Raw genomic sequence first — 17,048 nt, 5'->3', positions numbered from 1 at the left:
GCCGATGAAACCTGGGATCCGGAGGCCGCAGCGGATGCTTTCATGAAGCGGAAGTTCTTAGTGGCAAGGCTGCGAGCATAGTGCCGGGGCACCGCCTCGTCGCTGACAATCGTCGCGTGTCCGCCACTCCCCCCCACCTTGCCGCCCCGCCGGCGCATTACGAGAACTTTCCGGTCGCCTCGTGGCTGTGCCCGCCGCACCTGCGCCCGCCCATCGCCGCGATCTACCATTTCGCGCGCACCGCCGACGACATCGCCGACGAAGGCAGCGCCTCGCCCGGCGAGCGCCTGGCCGAGCTGCGCGCCTACCGCGAGGAGCTCGCCGCCGCCGCGCGGGGCGAAGCCCTCCCCGGCTCGCGCTGGCCGCACGTGTTCGGCCCGCTCGCATACAGCATCGCCCGCCACGGCCTGCCCGAAGACCTGCTGGCCGACCTGCTGAGCGCCTTCATGCAGGACATCGAGAAGACGCGCGACCGCGGCACCTACGCCGACCGGGCCGAGCTGCTCGACTACTGCCGCCGCTCCGCCAACCCCATCGGCCGGCTGCTGCTGCATCTCTACGGCGTGCACGACGCCGAAGCGCTGGCGCAGAGCGACGCCATCTGCAGCGCGCTGCAGCTCATCAACTTCTGGCAGGACCCGAGCGTCGACCTGCCGCGCGGGCGCTTCTACTTTCCGCTGACCGACTGCGCCCGGCGCAGGCTGAGCCCCGAGAATTTCAAGGTATTCGAGCCGCTCTCGCACGCCCCGCCTCCGCAGGAAGCTATTAATTTGATAGCAATCGTGTCGCACTGGGCGCGCGAACTCATGACCGAGGGCGCGCCCCTGGTGCACCGGCTGCCGGGCCGCATGGGCTGGGAGCTGCGCCTGGTCGTGCAGGGCGGCCTGCGCATCCTCGACAAGATCGACGACCTGGGCTTCGACACCTTCTCGCAACGCCCCACCGTCGGCAAGTTCGACGCGCCCGTGCTGCTCTGGAAGGCCATGCGGATGCGGAGACAATGGCGGCCCATGAAAGCAGCGCCTCCCCGATGACCCCCGAGCAATACGTGCAAGACAAGGCCGCCGCCTCGGGCAGCAGTTTCTATTACGCCTTCCTGTTTCTTCCCAAGCCGCGCCGCGCCGCGATCACGGCGTTCTATGCGTTCTGCCGTGAAGTCGACGACGTGGTCGACGAGGTCACCGACCCCGGCGTGGCCGCCACCAAGCTCGCCTGGTGGCGCACCGAGGTGGCCCAGGCCTTTGCCGGCACCCCGCGCCACCCCGTGATGCAGGCGCTGATGCCGCACGCCGCCGCCTACGGCATCGAGGCGCGCCAGCTTCACGAGGTGATCGACGGCTGCCAGATGGACCTGGACCAGACCCGCTATCTCGACTTTCCCGGCCTCGCGCGCTACTGCCACCTGGTGGCCGGCGTGGTCGGCGAAGTCGCGGCGCGCATCTTCGGCCAGACCGACCCGCAGACCACCGCCTACGCCCACAAGCTGGGCCTGGCGCTGCAGCTCACCAACATCCTGCGCGACGTGGGTGAAGACGCGCTGCGCGGGCGCATCTACCTGCCGGTGAACGAGCTGCAGAAGTTCGACGTGAAGGCGCACGAGATCCTGAACCGCGTGCACTCCGAGCGCTTCGTGGCGCTCATGAAGTTCCAGGCCGCGCGTGCCCATGCGGCCTACGACGAAGCCCTGTCCCTGCTCCCGCTGGCCGACCGCCGCACGCAGAAGCCCGGCCTGATGATGGCCAGCATCTACCGCACGCTGCTGCGCGAGATCGAACGCGACGACTTCCAGGTGCTGAACCAGCGCGTGAGCCTCACGCCCGTTCGCAAGCTGTGGCTGGCTTGGAAGGTTCAGGCGCTCGGGCGGATCTGAGCTTGAAGAAGACGGCCGTCATCGGCGCCGGCTGGGCCGGCCTGGCCTGCGCGGTCGAGGCCACGCGACTGGGCCATGCCGTCACCCTGTTCGAAGCCGCGCCCATGCCGGGCGGCCGGGCGCGCCGTGTCGACAACATGCACGGCATGGCACTGGACAACGGCCAGCACATCCTGATCGGCGCGTACACCGCCACGTTGAAGCTCATGCGCGACGTCGGCGTGGATGTCGACAGCGCGCTGCTGCGGCTGCCGCTCTCGCTGCGCTTTGCCGACGGCGGCGGGCTCAAGCTGCCGCGGCTGCCGGCGCCGTTCGACCTGCTCGCGGGCATCTTCACGGCGCGCGGCTGGACCTGGCGCGACAAGTCGTCGCTGCTGCGCACCGCCATCCGGTGGCGGCTCGCGGGCTTTCGCTGCGCCGGCACCACCACGGTTGCCGAGCTGTGCGCCGGCCTTTCGCCGCGCGTGATGCAGGAGCTGATCGAGCCGCTGTGCGTCTCCGCGCTCAACACACCCGTCGGGCAATCGAGCGGCCGGGTCTTCCTGCGCGTGCTGAACGACGCGCTGTTCAGCGGCAGCGGCGGTGCCGACCTGCTGCTGCCGCGCGCCGACCTCGGCGCGCTGCTGCCCGACGCGGCGCTCCGATGGCTGACGGCGCATCGCGCCGCCGTGCGCATCGGCGCGCGCGTGCGTGCGATTTCGCCCGAGGCCGGGCAATGGCGGGTCGACGAGGACGTCTTCGACCAGGTGGTGCTGGCCTGCGCCCCGTGGGACGCGGCGCGCCTGGTCCGCGCGTCGGGCCTGCCCGCAGACGATTGGTGCAAGACCACCGAAGCCTTGCGCTTCGAAGCCATTGCCACCGTCTACGTGCGCGGCGCCTCGCCGCTCGCCGAACCGATGCTCGCGCTGCGCAGCCATCCGGCCACGGCGCCCGCGCAGTTCGCGTTCGACCGTGGCCAGCTCGGCGGCATGCAGGGCGTGCTGGCGATGGTCATCAGCGCCAACGAGGCATCGCGCGAAGTGCTCGAAGAACAAGTGATCGCGCAAGCCGCTGCCCAGTTAGGCCAGAAGAACCTTCAGCTCGTGCAGACCGTGGTCGAGAAGCGCGCCACCTTCGCGTGCACGCCCGGACTGGCCAGACCGTCCTCGACCATCGCCCCCGGCCTGCAAGCCTGCGGCGACTACACCGAAGGCCCCTACCCCGCCACGCTCGAAGGCGCCGTGCTCAGCGGGCTGGCGGCCGCGAACGCATTGCCAAGGCATTGACCCCATGACGACCGAACTGCGCTACCTCGACTTCGACTACAGCGAAGACACCGAAGGCCACGGCACCTTCGACGCGATGGCCTCGACCCCGCCCGACAAGACACCCGAGGTGCAGGCCGAGATCGCGCAAGTGCTGGCCTGGGCCGAAGCCACGTTCCCACATGCGCGCGGCGCGCTCGACGAAGGCGCGACCTGGGACTTCGACCTGCAGGAAACGCGCGAGGACAACCCGCGCTTCGACACCGTCACGCTCTCCCTGAGCGGCACCGAGTCTTTCTGCGCGGCACTGCGCGAACAGTTCGCGCTCGACTGAAGCGCCAGAACTTCAGGCCGGTCAGTCCGTTCAGGCCGTCTTGTTGCGCAGACGCAGCAGGCTCAGCCCCAGCAGCACGAACGCGCCGCCCGACACCTTGTTGAACAGCCGCGTGCGCCGCGGGTCCGACAGCTGCTTGCGCAGCAGCCGCGCCAGCAGCACGTAGAACGCGTGCGACAGCACCGAGGCCATGGCGAAGGTGGTCGTCAGCACCGCGAACTGCGTGAGGATGGGCGCGTCCTGCGTGAGGAACTGCGGGAACAGCGCCGAGAAGAAAAGAATGCCCTTGGGGTTGGTCAGCGCCACCGTCAGGCCATGCCCGAACAGCCGCCAGCTCGAGCGCGGCGCCGCGCCCGTCGGCGAGCCCTGCAGGTCGGCGAACACGCTGCCCTGGCTGCGCCATTGCTTGATGCCCAGGTAGATCAGGTAGGCCGCGCCGGCCACCTTGAGCACCATGAAGGCATGGGCCGAGGTGGAGAGCACCACGCCCAGGCCGGCCATTGCGGCGGCGGACACCATGAACAGGCCCATCGCGTTGCCCAGCGAACTGATCATTGCGCGGCGCGGGCCCACGGCCATCGAGGTCGACACGGCGAGCAGCACCGCGGGACCGGGGGTGAACGCGACCAGCAAGGTCACGCCGCAGAAGATGAGCCAGTTGGAGAAATGCACTTGGGGTGTCCTGCGCGGCGCGGGGCCGCTGCGGTTGAAGCCGGGGGTCGGGCTGAAACTATAGTCAGCCCCGCGGATCGCCGCAGATCCCGTGCCGATAAACCCCAAAAGCAAGCCCGAACACCCCATGGTCACCTGCTACCTGCGCTACATCGTCGACGCCTACAAGCTCAAGGAATTCGAGCACTACGGCAAGCTCTGGATCCCGCTGGTCGAGAAGTTCGGCGGGCAGCACCACGGCTACTTCCTGCCGTCGGAAGGCAGCAACAACGTGGCGCTGGCGATGTTCACCTTCCCCAGCCTGGCCGCCTACGAGCAGTACCGCATCGACTCGATGCAGGACGCCGACTGCCAGGCCGCTTTCCGCTATGCGGAAGAAACCCGCTGCATCGTCAGCTACGAACGCAGCTTCTTCCGGCCGGTCTTCAAGTGAGCGTCGACTGAAGCTCAGGCGCCCAGCGCCACGCACAGCGCGTGCAGGTTGGGCACGATCAGCTGCGGCCGCGCGCCGTGCACCCACGGCCGCTCGTCGCGCACCAGCCACGCCGCCTGCATGCCGGCGTTGAGCGCGCCGACCACGTCGAGCTCGGCGTCGTCGCCCACGTGCAGCACGTCCTTCGGCAGGAGGCCGACCGAGGCGGCCGCTGCGCGGAAGATCGGGGCCTGCGGCTTGCCGCTGCCGAAAGCGCGCGCATTGAACGCGGTGCGAAACCAGCGGCCGACGCCGGTGCGGTGGATGTCGGCATTGCCGTTGGACACCGCCACCAGCGGGTAGCGTTCGCTGAGCCACTTGAGCGCGGGCAGCGCGTCGTCGTACAGCGTGACGCGCTGGCGTTCCTCGAAGAAAGCGTCGAAGGCCGGGTCGGCCAGCGCCGGGTCTTCGCCCGCGCGCCTGAGCGCGGTGCGGATCGATTCGCGGCGCAGCGCGCTCAGGTCGTGCGCGAGGTCGGAGCGTTCCTTGGCGGTCGCTTCGCGCAGCTCGCGCAGGATGCCCGGGGTCAGCAGCAGCGAGGCCGTCTTGGGCGCCTCGCGCAGCAGCCAGGCCTGCAGCACGCCTTCGGCGCGTTCGATGGTCGGCCAGATCGGCCAGAGGGTGTCATCGAGGTCCAGCGAGATCGCCGAGATGCGTTTCAGGTCGAGGGGCGCGAAGTCTGCGGGCGCCGGGGAAGCGGAAGTCATGCCCGAGAATATCGCATGCCCTCCACCCCCGAGAACGCTGTGCCGAGTACCCCTCAGACCACCCGGCGCACCCCCGCCGCCGTGCTGTGGTGCAACCTCGGCTCGCCCGACGCCCCCACCGCCGCCGCGGTGCGCCCCTACCTCGCCGACTTCCTGGGCGACCCGCGCGTGGTCGAAATTCCCAAGGCGATCTGGGCGCTGATCCTGCACGGCATCATCCTGCGCACGCGCCCGGCCAAGTCAGCCGCGAAGTACGCGAGCATCTGGACGGCCGAAGGCTCGCCGCTGAAAGTGTTCACGCAGAAGCAGGCCACGCTGCTGGCCGGCTGGCTCGGCGAACGCGGCCACCGCGTCACCGTGCGCGACGCGATGCGCTACGCCAACCCGTCGATCGCCTCTCGCCTCGACGCACTGCAGGCCGAAGGCGCCACGCGCGTGCTGGTGTTGCAGGCCTACCCGCAGTACTCGGCCACCACCACCGCCAGCGTGATCGACGCGGTGAACGACTGGAGCCGCAAGCAGCGCCGGCTGCCGGAGTTCCGCTTCGTCAACGACTACCACGACGACCCGGCGTACATCGACGCGCTGGCCCAGGGCATCGAGAAGCACTGGAAGACCGAAGGCCGCGGCGAGGTGCTGCTGATGAGCTTCCACGGCATTCCCGCGCGCAACATCGCGCTGGGCGATCCGTACCAGGCGCAGTGCCTCGAAACCGCGCGCCTGCTCGCGGCGCGGCTGGGCCTGTCGGCAGCGCAGCACCGCGTGACCTTCCAGTCGCGCTTCGGCCGTGCGAAATGGCTCGAGCCCTACACCGAGCCCACGCTGCGCGAGCTCGGCGCCTCGGGCGTGAAGCGCGTCGACGTGGTGTGCCCCGGCTTCCCGGCCGACTGCCTCGAGACGCTCGAAGAAATCGCCATGGAGGGCCGCGAGGCTTTCATGCACGCCGGCGGCCAGGCCTTCAGCTACATCCCCTGCCTCAACGACAGCCCGGCATGGATCACCGCGCTCGCGGGCATCGCCGAACGCAACCTGGCGGGCTGGCCCACGCAAACAACCTCGCCATGAAAAAAGAACTGCACGAAGCCAACCGGCTGTCGTGGAATGCGGCCACCGTCGCGCACAACAGCCACAAGGGCGACCAGGCCGCGTTCTTCCGCAACGGCGGATCAACGCTGTTCCCCGAAGAAACCGCGCTGCTTGGCGACGTGAAGGGCCTGTCGGTGCTGCATTTGCAATGCAACGCCGGGCAGGACAGCCTGAGCATCGCGCGTCTGGGCGCGGCGGTCACGGGCGTGGACATTTCCGATGAAGCCATTGCCTTCGCGACGCAGCTCGCGGCGCAGTCGGACATTTCCGCGCGCTTTGTGCGCTCGGATGTCTACGACCACTTCCGCGATGCGCAGGCGCGCGGTGAGCGGCACGACATCGTCTTCTGCTCGTACGGCACGCTCTGCTGGCTGTCCGATCTTTCGGCATGGGCACATGGCGTGTCGCAACAGCTCAAGCCGGGCGGGCGCTTCGTCTTCATCGACTTCCATCCGTTCGCGATGGTGTTCGACCCGTCGTGGAAGTTTCACTTCGACTACTTCAACGACGCGCCCGTGCCGGAAGAAGGCGTGGGCGACTACGTGTCGCAGTCCGGCGACGGCCTCGTGCCCGAGGGCTGCGAGCGCGGCGTCGAGAACTTCAGCAACCCACACCCGAGTTTCGAGTTCTCATGGGGCGTGGGCCAGGTGACGACCGCGCTGTCGCAAGCCGGTCTCGTGATCGAGCGCCTCGACGAATATCCGTACGCCAACGGCTGGAAGCCCTTCGAGGGCATGCGCGACATCGGCGGTCGGCGCATGGCGCCGCCCGAAGGCATGCCGCGCATCCCGCTGATGTATTCGCTGGTTGCGCGCAAGCCTTGACACGCCCGCGCGGCGGCGCTCACACCGCCGACTTGCGCGCCAGCAGCGCCTCGATCGCGGCCTCCATCTCGGCGTACTCCCCTTCGCCGAAGTGCTGGCGCATCACCTGCCCCTTGCTGTCGACCAGGTAGAACGCCGGCCAGTACTGGTTGTCGTAGGCCTTCCAGGTGGCGAAGGCGTTGTCCTGCGCCACCGGGTAGCGGATGTTGAAGCGCTCGATCGCGTCCTGCACGTTGCGCGTGAGCTTCTCGTAGGCGAACTCGGGCGAATGCACGCCCACCACCGTGAAGCCCTGGTCCTTGTACTTCTCGTACCAGCGCACCACGTGCGGCAGCGTGCGGATGCAGTTGATGCACGAGTAGGTCCAGAAGTCGACCAGCACCACCTTGCCGGCCAAGCCTTGCAGGGTGAGCGGCTGCGAGTTGAGCCACTTGTCGATGCCCGCGAACTCGGGCGCCTTGCCGTAGTCGCGCAGGCCCGGCGACGCAGCGAAGGCGCTGGCCACCGGCCAGCCGCCACCCGCGGCCGCAACGAATGCGGAGGCCCCCGCGGCGAGCCCCGAGAACGCCCTTCTGGACAGCATGTGCTTCATGATCGCAAACCTCGTTCGTGTCAGGCCGACGGCAGCCTGGCGCGATTGTTCGCGGCGCACGCGGTGCGTGCGCATGTGTCACGGCAATTTGAAGTTTGTCCCGGCGGCGTGAAGGCCGCCGGGCCTCGGCACATTCAGGCCGTCAGAACTTGCCGAGGTAATCCATCTTGCCGATCGGAATGCCGCTGTGGCGCAGCACGTCGTAGGCCGTGGTCACGTGGAAGAAGAAGTTGGGCAGCGCGAACTGCAGCAGGTAGCGCTGCGCGGTGAAGTGCGCCTCGCCTTCGCGCGCCTTGATGGTCACGGCGCGCTCTTCCTGGCCGTCGATCAGCGCGCGGTCCACCGTCGCGAGGAAGTCCTGCGTCTTCGCAATCCGCGCCAGCAGGTCGTCCCAGGTCTTTTCCTCGTCGGGGAAGCTCGGCGCGGCAATGCCCGCGATGCGCGCGGTGCCCAGCTTCGACGCGTCGCTCGCGCGCTGGATCTGGCCGGCCAGCGTGAGCATGTCGGGCGCAAGGCGCGCCTCGACCAGCGTGGCAGGGTCGAGGCCGTTGGCCTTGGCGTGCGCCAGGCTCTTGTCGAGCAGGTGGGTGAGTTGGCCGAGTCCGCGGGTGAAGACGGGCACGGACAGGTCGTACATCGAGAGCGCCATGGTTTTCGAGGCCTTGTGGTTGAGAGCGGCGGCGATTGTCACGCCGCCGCGGCTTCAACGGCCGGCCGCCCGGATAAACCCTTCGATCGGCTCCAGTTGTTCGGGCACGTTCAGCGCGGGCGCGTGACCGCAGGCAGGCACTTCGATCACCTCCAGCCTGCCGGCCGCGCCGGGCCCGCGCAGGCGCATCTGCGCGACCACGTCGGGCAGCACCAGGTCCGACTCCGCGCCGCGCAGGCACAGCACGGGCACCTCGATGGCGTCGTAGTGCGGCCAGATCAGGTAGTCGTTGTCGTGCGCGCTGAACTGGCGGACCATGGCCGGGTCGTAGTGCGGCGTGACGCGGCCGTCGGCCAGGCGGCGCGTGGAGCTCTCGGTCAGGCGGCGCCATTGCGCGTCGCTGAGCCAGCCGTAGGGCTTGTAGACCGTGCGGAAGAAGGCCTCCAGCTCGGCCACCGTGTCGAACGCGGGCGGCTGGCCGGCGTAGGCGCGGATGCGCTCGATGGCGGGCTGGGCCAGCTCGGGCGCGTTGTCGTTGAGCACCAGGCTCGCAATGCGCGCCTTCATGCGCGGCTCGAAGAGGCCCGACGCGCAGACCGTGCCGACGGCACCGCCCATCGACGTGCCGACCCAGTGCACGCGTTCCAGCGCCAGTTCGTCGCACAGCGCATCGGCCATGCGCGCATAGAAGCGCAGCGTGTACTCCTCGTCAGGCAGCGGGCTCCACTGGCTCAGGCCGCGGCCGAGGGTGTCGGGGCAGATCACGCGGAAGCCGCGCGCGGCGAAGTGCTGCGCCAGCTCGTCCATGTCGCGGCCGGTGCGCGCGAGGCCGTGCCAGGCGATGACGACGGGGGCGTCAGGCGCGTCAGACGCGTCAGGGGGATTGGCCGCGCCCCATTCGAGCCAGTGGATTTCGCGGCCCGCGAGCTGCGCGTAGCGGGACAGTGGAATGTGGTGCTCGCTCATCGCGCTGCCCTTGCTCGCAGTTTGCCGACGATGCCGGTCGGGAAGTAATAGACGGACAGCACGAACAGCACGCCCAGCCACAGCAGCCAGCGGTCGGGCGACAGCAGCGCGGCCAGCCAGGGCAAGCCGCTCGCGGCCTCGCTGCCCACGCGCAGCAGGTCCTGCAGGTAGCTTTGCGCCACCACGAACAGCACCGCGCCGATGGCCGCGCCGTAGATCGTGCCCATGCCACCGATCACCACGATCAACAGCACGTCGATCATGATCTCGAAGCTCAGCGAGGTGTCGGGGCCGTTGTAGCGCAGCCAGATGGCCAGCATGGCGCCGGCCAGCGTGGCGAAGAGCGCCGACAGCACCGCGGCGGTGGTGCGGTACACCACCACGCGGTAGCCGATGGCCTCGGCGCGGAACTCGTTCTCGCGAATGGCCTGCAGCACGCGCCCGAACGGCGAGTTCACGATGCGCAGCAGCGCCAGCACCAGCACCACGGCCGCCACGAACAGCAGGTAGTAGCACAGCAGCCGGCCGTCGAGCGACACGCCCAGGAACGGGTCTTCGGAGAACTCGAAGCTCGGCGAGATCAGCTCGGGCATCTTGAAGGTCAGGCCGTCTTCGCCACCGGTGAAGTCCGACAGCTGCGAGGCCAGCGTCTGGAACGCAGAGGCCACGGCCAGCGTGATCATCGCGAAGAAGATCGCACGCACCCGCAGCGAGAACAGCCCGATGGCGAACGAGAGCACCAGCGAGACCAGCAGCGAGGCGCCCAGCCCCACCAGCACCGCGCCCCAGTTGGGCCCGAGCCGCGAGGCCGAGATGGCGATGCCGTAGGCGCCGATGCCGAAGAACATCGTGTGCGCGAAGCTCACGATGCCGGTGTAGCCCAGCAGCAGGTCGAAGCTGGCCACCAGCACCACGAACACCAGGATCTTGGCCGCCACGCTGAGCGCCTTCACGCCCGGGAAGATGAACGGCGCGAAGGCCAGCGCGATGAACAGCACCACCAGCAGCAGCGCCAGGAGGCGGCTGCGCGGCATGTCGTTGGAGAGAAGTCGTTTCAGGAACATGGCGTCTTCCTCTTCAACGGTTCGCCACCGGGTACACGCCCTGCGGGCGCCACAGCAGCACCGCCACCATCAGCAGGATGCTCGCGAACTGCGTCACGGTCGGCAGCAGGAAGCCGATGTAGTTGGTCATGAGGCCCACCAGCAGCGCGCCGATGAGCGCCCCGCCCGTCGAGCCCAGCCCGCCGATGATGATCACGATGAAGATCAGCACGTTGACCTGCGCGCCCATCTGCGGCACCAGGTTCTGCTGGAACAGCCCCCACATCACGCCGCCCAGGCCGGCCAGCGCGCTGCCCACCACGAACACGCCCACGAACAGGCGGCCGATGCGGTAGCCGAGCGACTCGACCATCTCGCGGTCCTGAACGCCGGCGCGAATCAGCAGGCCGATCTTGGTGCGGCCCAGCGTCCAGGCAAGCACGCCGAACACCACCACGCCCACGGCCACCGCGAGCAGGCGGTACTTGCTGATGGCCGCGTCGCCCACCAGCAATGAGCCGCGCAAGGCCTCGGGCAGCGGCAGCGGAATCTGCGCCGGGCCCCAGATCACCTTGATGAGTTCCTCGCCGATGATCATGCCGCCCATCGTGATGAGGATCTGCTTCAGGTGCTGGCCGTACACCGGCCGCACGATGAAGCGCTCGAACGCGAGGCCCACCGCGCCGGCCACGAGCATCGCGACAAGCATGGCCGGGAACACCGCCACCAGGTTGCGCCACAGCTCGCCCGAGCCGGTCCAGTCGCCCATCAGGCCGAGCACGCTGCTGGCCACGAAGGCACCCAGCGCGATGAACACGCCGTGGCCGAAGTTCAGCACGTCCATCAGGCCGAACACCAGCGTGAGGCCCGAGGCGATGATGAAGATGATCATGCCCATCGCCAGCCCCGCGACGGTGAGCGTGAGCCAGGTGGAGAAGGAGCCCGTGAGCGGCAGCGCGACGAGCGCGAGCACGGGGGCGAGCAGCAGGGGCTTCCAGTCGAAGTCGATCTTGGTCATGTGCGTGCCCCTTCTTGCGCCTTCCCCTTTTGGGGGAAGGCTGGGATGGGGGCTGGCGGCGCTTGCAGGGCCGCGTTGCATCGAAGGCCGCGAGCCCCCACCCCGACCCTCCCCCGGAGGGGGAGGGAGTCATACGTCGAATACTTCATAGAGCCAGTCCAAGCAGCGATTGCTGCAATTGCGCATCGGCGGAAAACTCCGCCATCGAGCCCGCGTGCACCACGCGGCCGTTGTCCATCACCGCGACGGTGTCGCCCAGGCGTTGGGCGAAGTTGATGTTCTGCTCCACCAGCAGGATGGTCACGCCGCTGCGCTTGAGTTCGGCGAACGCATCGATCATGTTGTTGATCATCAAGGGCGCCAGGCCCTTGCTGGGCTCGTCGATGATGAGCAGCTCGCGCGGCTCCACGATGGCGCGCGACACGGCCAGCATCTGCTTCTGCCCGCCCGAGAGCTTGCCCGCCGGGTGGTTCCAGAACTTCTCGACCGCGGGGAAGAGCTTGAAGATCCACTTCAGGCGCGTCTCGTCGATCTGCTGCGCGTTCTTCGCGCCGCGCGCGGCCAGCAGCATGTTCTCCTTCACCGTGAGGTCGGAGAAGATGCCCATGTTCTCGGGCACGTAGGCGATGCCCAGGCCGGCGATCTGCGGCGTGTGCTGCGCGGTGATGTCCTGCTCGCCGAAGCGCACCCTGCCCTGCGACGCATGCCACAGGCCCATGATGGTTCGCAGCGTGGTCGTCTTGCCCGCGCCGTTGCGGCCCAGCAGCATGGTGAGCTGGCCCTTCGGAATGGCAAGGTCCACGCCGTGCAGGATGTGGTACGCCCCGATGTGCGTGTGCACGCCTTCGAGGCTCAGGAGGTTGTTCGTGCTCATAGGTCTTGCTCCTTCCCCTTCCGGGGGAAGGCTGGGATGGGGGCAAGCGGCGCTTGCAAGGCTGCGGCGGCGTGAAGGCCGCGAGCCCCCACCCCTGCCCTCCCCCGGGAGGGGAGGGAGAAATGCATCGGGGCCATCAAGTGATCGTTGCGGTTCATCTGTTTTGCTCCTTCCCCTTCCGGGGGAAGGCTGGGATGGGGGCAAGCGGCGCTTGAAGGGCCACGGCGGTGTGAAGGCCGCCGGCCCCCACCCCTGCCCTCCCCCAGCGGGGAATGGAGAAATACGTCAGGCCGCTCATGCAGTGGCCTCCTTCGCAATGCCCAGGTAAGCCTCTTGCACCACCGGAGATGCAATCACCTCGGCCGGCTCGCCGTCGGCCACCAGCGTGCCGTTGTGCAGCACGATGATGCGGTCCGCCAGCTCGCGCACCACGTCCATCTTGTGTTCCACCAGCAGGATGGTCTTGGTCTTGTCCTGCTTGAGCTTGCGGATCAGGTCGAGGATGACCGGCGCCTCGGCCGCGTTCATGCCGGCCGTGGGTTCGTCGAACATGAACACCTTGGGCTCCAGCGCCATCAGCAGCGCCACTTCCAGCTTGCGCTGGTCGCCGTGCGGCAGGCTTGCCACGGTGGCGTGCTCGCGCGACTTGAGTGCCACCTCGGCCAGGATCTGGTCGGCGCGCTCGGTCAGCGCCTTGTGGTCGCTCCAGATGCTCCACAGGTTGAGCCCGCGCCGGTGCGCGCCCTCGCGCGTGGCCTGCACCGCCAGGCGCACGTTCTCCAGCACCGTGAGGTTCGGGAACAGGTTGGTGAGCTGGAAGGCCCGCCCCAGCCCGGCGTGCGTGCGCGCGGACGGCGACAGGCCCGCGAGCGATTGCCCGTCGAGCGACACCGTGCCGGCGCTCGCCTTGAGCTGCCCCGAGATCAGGTTGAAGTAGGTGGTCTTGCCCGCCCCGTTGGGGCCGACGATGGCCGTCAGCGTGCCCGGCGCAAACGCGCAGCTCACGCTGTTGACGGCCACGTGCCCACCGAAGCGGATGGTCAGGTCTCGGGTCTCAAGCATCGTTGGTCATTGCAAATCAGAAGTCGAAAAAGAAAAGCGCGCGGCCTCAACAGCTGCCGATCACGTAGTAGTTGGGGCCGGTCTGCTTCAGCGTGGTCGTCACGTAGATGTTCCACAGGCCCATGGACTGGCCCGAGCCGTAGGCATAGGTCAGGCCGTAGAGCGCATACGCGCGTCCGGCCATCGTGTGCGTGTAGTTGCTCGCGGTGTAGCAGGTGCCTCCGCCGCCGCTGCCCGCGGTGGTGGCACCGGTGGCCGCGCCCGACATCGCGCCTTCCACGTTGCTCGCGTTCAGCGCGGCCACGGTCCAGCTGTAGCTGGTCGACGCGGCCAGGCCGGTGTCGGTGTAGCTGGTGGCGGCCACGGGCGAGGCATTCACCTTGCTGCCGCCGCGGTACACGTTGTAGCCGCTGGCGCCGCTCACGCCGGCCCAGCCGATCACCATGCTGCTGGCGGTGGCACCCGAGGTGCCCACGCCGGTGGGCGCGGGCAGCCCGCCGCCGCCGGCCGAGCCGGTGACGCGGTCGATCATGGCCTTCATGGCGGCCATCTGCGGGCCCGACTTCTTCGAGTAGTTGGCGTTGTCGTAGCCCCACCAGTCCCAGCAGCTGTTGGTGGCCGCGGTGCTGGTCTGCGGGTAGATCAGCACGATGTTGTTGGTGTCGGCCCAGCGGTTGTAGCCCGTCTTGCGCACGTACTGGTCGCTCACGTCGGTGTAGTTCTGCTTGCAGCCGTGCAGCACCAGGTGCACGCGGCACGAGGTGGTGGTGCAGGCCTGCGGCACGTAGATCCAGCCCGTGGCGGCCATGCCGTGGCCGGAGATGAACTCCGACTGGTTGAACTCGGTGAAGGTGCCGCCCAGCGTGCCGTTGTTGCGCGGGTTCAGCGGCCCGTAGAGCTGCGTGAGGATCTCGCCCGCCAGGTCGAAGCCGCAGTTGTTGATGTACGGCGCGGCGGTGGTGCTGCAGGCGCCGCCGTAGTCGTCGGTGACCATCGCATGGCCCGCGCCGATGGTGTTCTTGTAGACCGTGTTCGCGGCCGGCACGAAGCTCTGGTAATAGGTCTTCAGGTCGTCCATGACGGCCTGCTTGACGGTGTTGTCGGACGTGCCCGAGAACAGGTACACCTTGGAGCCGCTCAGGTTGGAGACCGGGTCGATCGCGCCGCTGGCGGCCCAGCTGTTGGTGGTGCTCACGAGCGAGGCCACCGGGATGCTGGTGCTGTGCGTCATGCAGCGCCCCGTGGCGTTGAGCACCGAGCCTTCGGCGCAGTAGAACGGCCCGCCCGCCACCACGCCGGCGCCGCGCTTGAAGGTGGCCGAATAGGCCACGTGCAGTTGCACCGACATGAAACCGCCGGCCGACAGGCCCGACACGCTCACCTCCGCCGGGTTGGCGCCGAGCGCCGGCAGCGGCACCGCCGCCGTCGCGGCATGCGCCGCCACCGCCATTGCCGCGGCCGCGGCAAGTCCCTTCCAGTTCAATCTCATCGCTGGCATCGCTGTCTCCTTGTGTTTTGGGTATCGAACGCTTGCTTGCAGACTGACGAATCGGCCGTGGAAACGCGCCGCGCGCGAACGCGGGCGCTTCGCCCGGCGGCCATCCGGGGCGAAAAGGGAGCGGCGCCTTCCGTGCGCCGCGGGGTTCAGGTGACGATCGGCGCCGTGATCAGCGCTTGTTCTTGATGGGGATGTCCATCTCTTCGGGCTTGATCTCGTGCACCAGCTCCGGCACGCCCCAGGCGAACGCCGGGTCGACCTTGATCTTGAAGTGGTACATCGACTGCATCGCCTGGTGGTCTTCCTTGCGGAAGGTCATCTTGCCCTTGGGCGTGTCGAAGCTCATGCCTTCCATGGTGCTGATGAGCTTGTTGGTGCTGGTGTCGCCGTTGGTCTTCTTCAGCGCCGTCACCACCGCCATCGCGGCCGAGAAACCGCCAGCGGTGAAGAAGTCCGGCGGCGTCTTGAACTGCTTGTAGTGCGCCGACACCATCGCGTCGTTCACCGGGTTCTTCGGAATGCCGAAGTAGTAGTAAGCCGCGCCTTCCATGCCCGGCAGCGCCTTGTAGGCGGCCATGGCCGGCAGGATGTTGCCGCCGGTGGCGATCTCGATGCCGTAGCGCTTCAGGTCGAGGTCGACGATCTTGAACGGGTTGCCCGCGCCGGCCCACACGATCCAGATGATCTTGCGGCCCGGCTGGTCTTTCAGCTTGTCGATCAGGCGCTGCGCGCCGGCGGTGAAGTCGGTGGTGGCGGGCGGCAGGTATTCCTCGTGCACCAGCTTGGCCTTCTTGAGCGCGGTGCCGAAGGCCTTCACGCCGTCGCGGCCGAAGGCGTTGTCCTGCGCGAGCGTGGCGACCGTGACGCCGGCCTTGTCGACCGCCACCGCGTTGGAGATCGCGTCCTGGCTCGAGTTGCGGCCGGTGCGGAAGATGTACTTGTTCCACTTGTCGCCGGTGATCGAGTCGGCCACGGCGGGCTCGACCAGCAGGATCTTCTTGTATTCCTCGGCCACCGGCAGCATGGCCAGCGCCACGCCCGAGGCGGTCGGGCCGACGGCCAGCGCGGCCTTGTCGTCGGAGTAGGCAGCAGCCAGCAGCGACTTGCCCAGGTCGGGCTTGCCCTGGTCGTCCTTCTCGATGACCACGAGCTTCTTGCCGTTGATCGCCATCGTGCCGCCGGTGGCGTAGTCCAGGCCCATCATGAAACCGGTCTGGGTCTGCTTGCCGTAGGCCTCCAGCGCGCCGGTCTTGCTGTAGATGTGGGCGATGCGGATTTCGTTGGACTGGGCCCAGGCGGGAGCGGCGGCTGCGCAGGTGGCGAGCGCGGCCAGGGCGACGAGGTGGCGACGGTTCATTCTTTGTCTCCTGATAAAGGTGACTGAATATTGCACACTTCGTGCCACTCGGTAACCTATTGATAACAAACGCTTCTTCATTTGGAAGAAGCGCCAATCGGCTGAATTCAGAACACTTGCAGTGTCTGAATTTCAGTCAATTGTCTGATTATCAGTCAGGGTTTTCGCGGAGGCTTGGCGTTCGGCGATCCACTGCCTGAACTGCCGCTCGGCCTGCAGGCGGAACTCGTTGCGCGCGTGGTTGCAGGCGGCGTGCGCCAGCCGCCGGTGCTTGGCCGAGCGCACGCCGCCGAACGTGGAATCGACCAGGTGCTCGATGGTGGCGGACTCGGGCCGGCCACAGGGCTCGGCAAAGTCCATCGGCAGGCCGCACCAATGGCAGTTGGGCCCGAAGGTGGAGCGCAGGGCCTTGACGCTCACAGGTTGGCGTACTCGAGGATTTCCTGGCCCATCAGCGTGCAGTCGTTGCCCGACACGTAGTAGATGAGCCGCATGCGGTAGTCGCCCTTGTAGACGCTGCCCCAGACCTCCAGCACCTTGAACTGCTGCTTCTTGTTGGCGGGGTTGCGAATGGGCGGCAGCTCCTTCACGTCGGGGCTGACGCGGATGCGGTCGTCCTCGCCGAAGTGGAAGGTCAGCAGCTTCTTGGCGCGGGAGACGGCTTCGCCGGAGCATTGGGGGGCGGCGCTGGCGAGGCTGGAGAACCCGGCGGTGGCGCAGAGCGCAACGAGGACGAAGGAGCGAATCGAAGTCTTCATGAATGGCGTGATGGCAAATACA

Annotated in this window: 20 protein-coding genes; 7 read left to right on the top strand and 13 right to left on the bottom strand. The window is 67.9% G+C overall.

Annotation, left to right across the window (positions count from 1 at the left end):
* Positions 1 to 116 precede the first annotated feature (116 nt).
* The 4 genes from hpnC to BM013_RS22145 are packed head-to-tail and all read left to right on the top strand — an operon-like array spanning position 117 to position 3,448.
* Entirely contained in the window at positions 117 to 1,034 is a 918-nt protein-coding gene (hpnC, locus tag BM013_RS22160; RefSeq protein ID WP_093129958.1) for a squalene synthase HpnC, read from the top strand.
* The gene (gene hpnD, locus BM013_RS22155) at positions 1,031 to 1,870 is read left to right on the top strand and encodes a presqualene diphosphate synthase HpnD (protein ID WP_093129800.1); all 840 of its coding nucleotides are present in this window, start codon (positions 1,031 to 1,033) and stop codon (positions 1,868 to 1,870) included. Before hpnC ends, hpnD begins: the two co-directional genes overlap by 4 nt.
* Before the next feature lie 2 nt (positions 1,871 to 1,872).
* Positions 1,873 to 3,135: a hydroxysqualene dehydroxylase HpnE gene (gene hpnE, locus BM013_RS22150; protein ID WP_093129799.1), complete on the top strand. Its 1,263-nt coding sequence runs from the start codon at positions 1,873 to 1,875 to the stop codon at positions 3,133 to 3,135.
* A 4-nt stretch (positions 3,136 to 3,139) separates the two neighbouring features.
* On the top strand, positions 3,140 to 3,448 hold the full coding sequence (locus BM013_RS22145) for a hypothetical protein (protein ID WP_093129798.1): 309 nt from the start codon (positions 3,140 to 3,142) through the stop codon (positions 3,446 to 3,448).
* A gap of 30 nt (positions 3,449 to 3,478) precedes the next feature.
* Here the strand turns inward: BM013_RS22145 and BM013_RS22140 are convergent, their stop codons facing one another.
* Positions 3,479 to 4,120: a LysE family translocator gene (locus BM013_RS22140; protein WP_093129797.1), complete on the bottom strand. Its 642-nt coding sequence runs from the start codon at positions 4,118 to 4,120 to the stop codon at positions 3,479 to 3,481.
* 127 nt (positions 4,121 to 4,247) lie between these two features.
* On the opposite strand from BM013_RS22140, the gene BM013_RS22135 reads away from it, so the two are divergent.
* Positions 4,248 to 4,553: an NIPSNAP family protein gene (locus BM013_RS22135; protein WP_093129796.1), complete on the top strand. Its 306-nt coding sequence runs from the start codon at positions 4,248 to 4,250 to the stop codon at positions 4,551 to 4,553.
* A 14-nt stretch (positions 4,554 to 4,567) separates the two neighbouring features.
* Here BM013_RS22135 and BM013_RS22130 read toward each other — a convergent pair whose 3' ends face one another.
* The gene (locus tag BM013_RS22130; RefSeq protein ID WP_093129795.1) at positions 4,568 to 5,299 is read right to left on the bottom strand and encodes an HAD family hydrolase; all 732 of its coding nucleotides are present in this window, start codon (positions 5,297 to 5,299) and stop codon (positions 4,568 to 4,570) included.
* Positions 5,300 to 5,314: 15 nt separating this feature from the next.
* Between BM013_RS22130 and hemH the strand changes: the two genes are divergently transcribed.
* Entirely contained in the window at positions 5,315 to 6,364 is a 1,050-nt protein-coding gene (hemH, locus tag BM013_RS22125; RefSeq protein WP_093129794.1) for a ferrochelatase, read from the top strand.
* Positions 6,361 to 7,209 carry a class I SAM-dependent methyltransferase gene (locus BM013_RS22120; protein WP_093129793.1) on the top strand — a complete coding sequence of 283 codons (849 nt, stop codon included), beginning with the start codon at positions 6,361 to 6,363 and terminating at the stop codon, positions 7,207 to 7,209. Before hemH ends, BM013_RS22120 begins: the two co-directional genes overlap by 4 nt.
* Positions 7,210 to 7,228: 19 nt before the next feature.
* On the opposite strand, the gene BM013_RS22115 is transcribed toward BM013_RS22120, so the two are convergent.
* From BM013_RS22115 to BM013_RS22065, 11 genes are all read right to left on the bottom strand, one after another.
* Positions 7,229 to 7,801: a thioredoxin family protein gene (locus BM013_RS22115; RefSeq protein ID WP_256221601.1), complete on the bottom strand. Its 573-nt coding sequence runs from the start codon at positions 7,799 to 7,801 to the stop codon at positions 7,229 to 7,231.
* A gap of 142 nt (positions 7,802 to 7,943) precedes the next feature.
* Positions 7,944 to 8,450: a DUF1993 domain-containing protein gene (locus BM013_RS22110; protein ID WP_093129792.1), complete on the bottom strand. Its 507-nt coding sequence runs from the start codon at positions 8,448 to 8,450 to the stop codon at positions 7,944 to 7,946.
* Between the two features lie 54 nt (positions 8,451 to 8,504).
* The gene (locus BM013_RS22105) at positions 8,505 to 9,416 is read right to left on the bottom strand and encodes an alpha/beta fold hydrolase (protein ID WP_093129791.1); all 912 of its coding nucleotides are present in this window, start codon (positions 9,414 to 9,416) and stop codon (positions 8,505 to 8,507) included.
* Positions 9,413 to 10,480, bottom strand: coding sequence for a branched-chain amino acid ABC transporter permease (locus BM013_RS22100; protein ID WP_093129790.1), 1,068 nt, complete (start codon positions 10,478 to 10,480; stop codon positions 9,413 to 9,415). The genes BM013_RS22105 and BM013_RS22100 overlap by 4 nt, the downstream gene beginning before the upstream one ends.
* Positions 10,481 to 10,493: 13 nt before the next feature.
* The gene (locus tag BM013_RS22095) at positions 10,494 to 11,477 is read right to left on the bottom strand and encodes a branched-chain amino acid ABC transporter permease (RefSeq protein WP_093129789.1); all 984 of its coding nucleotides are present in this window, start codon (positions 11,475 to 11,477) and stop codon (positions 10,494 to 10,496) included.
* A 145-nt stretch (positions 11,478 to 11,622) separates the two neighbouring features.
* Positions 11,623 to 12,351, bottom strand: a complete 729-nt coding sequence (locus BM013_RS22090) for an ABC transporter ATP-binding protein (RefSeq protein ID WP_093129788.1) — start codon at positions 12,349 to 12,351, stop codon at positions 11,623 to 11,625.
* Between the two features lie 294 nt (positions 12,352 to 12,645).
* On the bottom strand, positions 12,646 to 13,413 hold the full coding sequence (locus BM013_RS22085; RefSeq protein WP_093129787.1) for an ABC transporter ATP-binding protein: 768 nt from the start codon (positions 13,411 to 13,413) through the stop codon (positions 12,646 to 12,648).
* A 46-nt stretch (positions 13,414 to 13,459) separates the two neighbouring features.
* Positions 13,460 to 14,911: an extracellular catalytic domain type 2 short-chain-length polyhydroxyalkanoate depolymerase gene (locus tag BM013_RS22080; RefSeq protein WP_093129786.1), complete on the bottom strand. Its 1,452-nt coding sequence runs from the start codon at positions 14,909 to 14,911 to the stop codon at positions 13,460 to 13,462.
* A gap of 169 nt (positions 14,912 to 15,080) precedes the next feature.
* Positions 15,081 to 16,268 (bottom strand): substrate-binding domain-containing protein, encoded by a 1,188-nt coding sequence (locus BM013_RS22075; RefSeq protein ID WP_093129785.1) that lies wholly within the window; start codon positions 16,266 to 16,268, stop codon positions 15,081 to 15,083.
* Positions 16,269 to 16,400: 132 nt separating this feature from the next.
* Positions 16,401 to 16,688: a hypothetical protein gene (locus BM013_RS22070; protein WP_093129784.1), complete on the bottom strand. Its 288-nt coding sequence runs from the start codon at positions 16,686 to 16,688 to the stop codon at positions 16,401 to 16,403.
* Positions 16,685 to 17,026, bottom strand: a complete 342-nt coding sequence (locus BM013_RS22065) for a hypothetical protein (RefSeq protein WP_093129783.1) — start codon at positions 17,024 to 17,026, stop codon at positions 16,685 to 16,687. The genes BM013_RS22070 and BM013_RS22065 overlap by 4 nt, the downstream gene beginning before the upstream one ends.
* Positions 17,027 to 17,048 lie beyond the last annotated feature (22 nt).

The organism is Variovorax sp. OK605 (genome assembly GCF_900115445.1).
Lineage (GTDB): Bacteria > Pseudomonadota > Gammaproteobacteria > Burkholderiales > Burkholderiaceae_C > Variovorax.
The sequence above is the reverse complement of the archived record's forward strand: the minus strand, read 5'-3'. Positions and strand labels throughout refer to the sequence as shown.